The organism is Cellulomonas septica (assembly GCF_012396155.1).
In the GTDB taxonomy this organism is placed as follows: domain Bacteria; phylum Actinomycetota; class Actinomycetes; order Actinomycetales; family Cellulomonadaceae; genus Cellulomonas; species Cellulomonas septica.
Genome location: NZ_JAAXOY010000343.1, coordinates 1 through 3,736, shown reverse-complemented (window position 1 = coordinate 3,736; position 3,736 = coordinate 1). Strand labels below are relative to the sequence as shown.

The 3,736-nt window shown below is 73.8% G+C and carries 6 protein-coding genes; 4 read left to right on the top strand and 2 right to left on the bottom strand.

The window, feature by feature from the left end; translation table 11 throughout:
* The coding region (locus HGA02_RS12910; protein ID WP_168679347.1) for a PTS transporter subunit EIIC at window positions 1-1,378 on the bottom strand (1,378 nt) is incomplete at its 3' end.
* Between the two features lie 212 nt (window positions 1,379-1,590).
* Here HGA02_RS12910 and HGA02_RS12905 point away from each other — a divergent pair.
* The 4 genes from HGA02_RS12905 to HGA02_RS12890 are packed head-to-tail and all read left to right on the top strand — an operon-like array spanning window position 1,591 to window position 3,476.
* Window positions 1,591-2,502, top strand: coding sequence for a GntR family transcriptional regulator (locus HGA02_RS12905; RefSeq protein ID WP_343035468.1), 912 nt, complete (start codon window positions 1,591-1,593; stop codon window positions 2,500-2,502).
* Window positions 2,499-2,744: a PTS sugar transporter subunit IIB gene (locus HGA02_RS12900; RefSeq protein WP_168679346.1), complete on the top strand. Its 246-nt coding sequence runs from the start codon at window positions 2,499-2,501 to the stop codon at window positions 2,742-2,744. Before HGA02_RS12905 ends, HGA02_RS12900 begins: the two co-directional genes overlap by 4 nt.
* A 43-nt stretch (window positions 2,745-2,787) precedes the next feature.
* Window positions 2,788-3,018, top strand: a complete 231-nt coding sequence (locus tag HGA02_RS12895) for a PTS sugar transporter subunit IIB (protein WP_162352401.1) — start codon at window positions 2,788-2,790, stop codon at window positions 3,016-3,018.
* Window positions 3,018-3,476, top strand: a complete 459-nt coding sequence (locus HGA02_RS12890; protein ID WP_168679345.1) for a PTS sugar transporter subunit IIA — start codon at window positions 3,018-3,020, stop codon at window positions 3,474-3,476. Before HGA02_RS12895 ends, HGA02_RS12890 begins: the two co-directional genes overlap by 1 nt.
* Before the next feature lie 47 nt (window positions 3,477-3,523).
* On the opposite strand, the gene HGA02_RS12885 is transcribed toward HGA02_RS12890, so the two are convergent.
* Window positions 3,524-3,736: GGDEF domain-containing protein (locus HGA02_RS12885; RefSeq protein WP_168679344.1), on the bottom strand; the 213-nt coding region annotated here is incomplete at its 5' end.

Below are 3,736 nucleotides of genomic sequence, written 5' to 3'. Positions count from 1 at the left end.
GCGTCGTCGGCTGGAGACCCGTCTGGGCCCACGGGGAGGTCGGTGCCATCGCCTGCGTCGCGGCCACGGCGGGCGGCGCCGGCTTGTCCGTCCGCGGCGACGGGACGTCGACCACGTCGGCGGTCGGGTCGACGGGCGCGACGTCGTCGTCGTCGCGACCCGGGGTCCGCAGGTTCCACCGCGTGATGACCCAGCGGAACAGGAAGTAGTAGACGACCGCGTACCCGAGCCCGATGAGGATGAGCAGCAGTGGCTGCTCGGCGATCCGGAAGTTGAGCACGTAGTCGATCGCGCCGGCCGAGAACCCGAACCCGTCGCGGATGCCGAGCGCGTTGGTGAGCGCGAGCGACGTGCCGGTGAGCACCGCGTGGATCGCGTACAGCGGGTACGCCACGTAGACGAACGCGAACTCGAGCGGCTCGGTCACGCCGGTGACGAACGAGACCAGCGCGGCGGAGCCCATGATGCCCGCGATGACCTTGCGGTTCTTCGCCTTCGACGTGTGCACGATGGCCAGCGCGGCGGCGGGCAGGGCGAACATCATGATCGGGAAGAAGCCCGTCATGAACGTGCCCGCGGTCGGGTCGCCGTGCAGGAAGCGCGCGATGTCGCCGTTCCAGACGTCGCCGTTGGCGTCGGTGTACTCGCCGAACTGGAACCACGGCAGCGAGTTGAGCAGGTGGTGCAGGCCGATCGGGACGAGCAGGCGGTTGGCGGTGCCGTAGACGAAGGCGCCGAGGATGGTCGAGCCGGTGACCCACTCGCCGACGGCCGTGAAGACGGTGTCGAACGCCGGGTAGATCAGCGCGGCGACGACTGCGATGACGATCGCCGCGCCCGCCGTGACGATCGGCACGAACCGGCGGCCGCCGAAGAACGCCAGGTAGGGCGGGAGCTTGATCCGGTAGTACTTCTGGTAGAGCAGCGCGGCGACGAGGCCGATGACGATGCCGCCGAGCACGCCGTAGTCGATGAGCTCCTGCTTCTCGCCCTCGTCGGCGAGGCCGAGGACGAACGGCGACAGCGCGGTCGTGACGCCCTTGAACACCAGGTACCCGATGACCGCCGCGAGCCCCGTGGAGCCGTCGGACTTGCGGGCGTAGCCGACCGCGACGCCGAGCGCGAACAGCAGGGGCAGGTTGGCGAAGAGCGCGTTGCCGGCCGAGGCGAGCACGGCGGCGACGGGCAGCAGCCAGTCGGCGTGCGCGCCGAGCCCGGCGACGCCGAGCATGTCGTCCTGCCCGAGGCGCAGCAGGAGCGCCGCCGCGGGCAGCGACGCGATGGGGAGCATGAGGGAGCGGCCGATCCGCTGGAGCTGCGGGAGGCCGGGGATCCCCTTGCGCGGGGTGTCGACGGGGTCGACGACGGCGGTGGTCATGGAGCACTCCTCGTTGAGGGTCGATGACGTGCGGGGCCGAGGGGGAGGGACCGGCGGCGGACCCGATGCGTCGTGGAGCGCCGCGCTGTGTCCTGGTCTGGACCAGTTGCGCACAGAGTGGTCTAGACCTCATCATGTGTCAAGGGTCACACCGCGACGACGCGGAGCCCCCCGGTCACCGGGGAGGCCGGCCCGCCGAGCCGTTCTGAGGAGTGGACCTGGACGCGGACCAGCGGGCCGACGACGAGCCGACACGCGGCGACGACGCCGACGACACGCCCGTCGCGCACAAGTACCTCGCCGTCCGCGACCACCTCGTCGCGCTCGTGGCCCAGGGCCTGCGCGTCGGCGACGCGATCCCGTCCGAGCGCACGCTGTGCCAGCAGTTCGGCCTGTCCCGGATGACCGTCCGGCAGGCCGTCGACGCGCTCGTCACCGAGGGCGTCCTGGTCCGCGAGCAGGGCAGGGGCACGTTCGTCGCCCCCCAGCGCATGGACTTCGAGATGCGCCTGACGACGTTCGGCGAGGAGATGCGCCGCCGCGGCATGGAGCCGACCACGGCCGTCCTCGCGGCGCAGACCGTCGCCGCGACGCCCGACGTCGCCGCCGCCCTCGAGCTCGAGCCGCGCGCCAAGGTGCACTACCTGTACCGCGTGCGCAGCGCCGACGGCGACCCCATGAGCATCGAGCAGGTCTGGGTCCCCGCCGCCCTCGCGCCCGACCTGCTCGACGGTGGTGCGCCGCCCAGCATGTACGACGCGCTGCGTGCCCGCGGCCTGGCCCCGGAGTGGGGCGAGGACACGCTCTCCGCCGACGACGCGACCGACACCGAGGCGTCGCTGCTCGGCCTCGGCGACCGTCGCGCGGTCCTGCGGGCCGCCCGCCGCACCTACAGCGCGCAGGGCGCCACGATGTACTCCCGCTCCTGCTACCGGGCCGACCGGTACAGCGTCTGGGTGCCGCTGCGTGCGCCGCGACCCTCGCTCGTGCCGCGCCGGCGTGCGCCCGACGGCGACGACGGCGCCCGCACCGACGTCCCGACCCCCGCCGTCGACCCGGCGACGCCCCCCACGACGACGCGGCACGCTCCCGCCGCCACGGCAGCACGAGGAGAACGGCCATGAGACCGGAAGGCATGGAGCAGGCCGCGGCGATCCTGGCCGCGCTCGGCGGCGTCGAGAACATCGACGAGATCGAGCCCTGCACGACCCGGCTGCGCTCGCTGGTCCGGGACACCGCCCGCGTCGACGCGGCCGCCCTGCGTGCCGCGGGCGCGTTCGGTGTGATGATCTCGGGCCGTGTCGTGCAGGTCGTCGTCGGCCCGAACGCCGACACGATCGCCACGGACCTCGACGACCTGATGTGACCCCGCCGGTCCCCGACCGGCGCCCGGACGAAGGAGCACCACGATGAGCAAGGCAGCGCAGATCCTCGCGGCGCTCGGCGGCGACGCGAACGTCCTCGACCTGGAGCCGTGCGTGACGCGGCTGCGCGTCGAGGTCGAGGACCCGTCGCGCGTCGACGACGCCGCGCTCAAGGCCGCCGGGGCGATCGCCGTCGTCCGCTCGGGCGTCGCCGTGCAGGTCGTCGTCGGGCCCGAGGCCGACACGCTGGCCTCCGACATCGAGGACCTGCGCTGATGGCCCTGCCGATCCTCGCGCCCGTCGCCGGACGCGTCGTCGCGATGACGGAGGTCGACGACCCGGTGTTCGCGGGCGAGTACGTCGGCCCGGGCCTCGCCGTCGACCCCCGGCGGGACGCGCCCGCCGAGGTCGTCGCACCCGTCGACGGCACCGTCGCGAAGCTCCACGCCCACGCCTTCGTCCTCGAGACCGCCGACGGGCGCGGCGTGCTGGTGCACCTCGGCATCAACACCGTGCAGCTCGGCGGGGAGGGGTTCACGCTGCTCGTCGCGGAGGGCGACGCGGTCGTCGCCGGCCAGGTCCTCGTCACGTGGGACCCGGCCGCCGTCGAGGCCGGGGGCCGGTCGTCCGTGTGCCCGGTCGTCGCGCTGGACGCGCAGGCGGGCACGTTGTCACGGCACGCCCAGCCGGGTGACACCGTGTCGGCGGGCGACCCGTTCCTCGAGTGGGCCTGAGGCGCTCCTCCTCGCCGACCGGCGGTCGGGGCGCTCTCCGGTGAGCGTCAGCGGTGCGACGGCTCCGCCGTCGACGGCTCCGCCGCACGGACCACCTGGTCGCGGCCGGCGTCCTTCGCCGCGTACATCGCGTGGTCGGCGGCACGCAGCATGTCGTCGGCCGAGCCGCCGGGCGCCAGGGTCGCGACCCCCGCGCTGAGCGTCAGCCGCAACGGCTCCCCGTCGGTCGGGACGCTCAGCCGCGCGCACCGGGCCCGGAC

Bases quoted from the DNA above. Each gene is read 5' to 3' on its own strand.
- HGA02_RS12900 (WP_168679346.1), top strand. From the start codon at position 2,499: ATGAGACCGGAAGGCATGGAGCAGGCCGCGGCGATCCTGGCCGCGCTC.
- HGA02_RS12895 (WP_162352401.1), top strand. From the start codon at position 2,788: ATGAGCAAGGCAGCGCAGATCCTCGCGGCGCTCGGCGGCGACGCGAAC.
- HGA02_RS12890 (WP_168679345.1), top strand. From the start codon at position 3,018: ATGGCCCTGCCGATCCTCGCGCCCGTCGCCGGACGCGTCGTCGCGATG.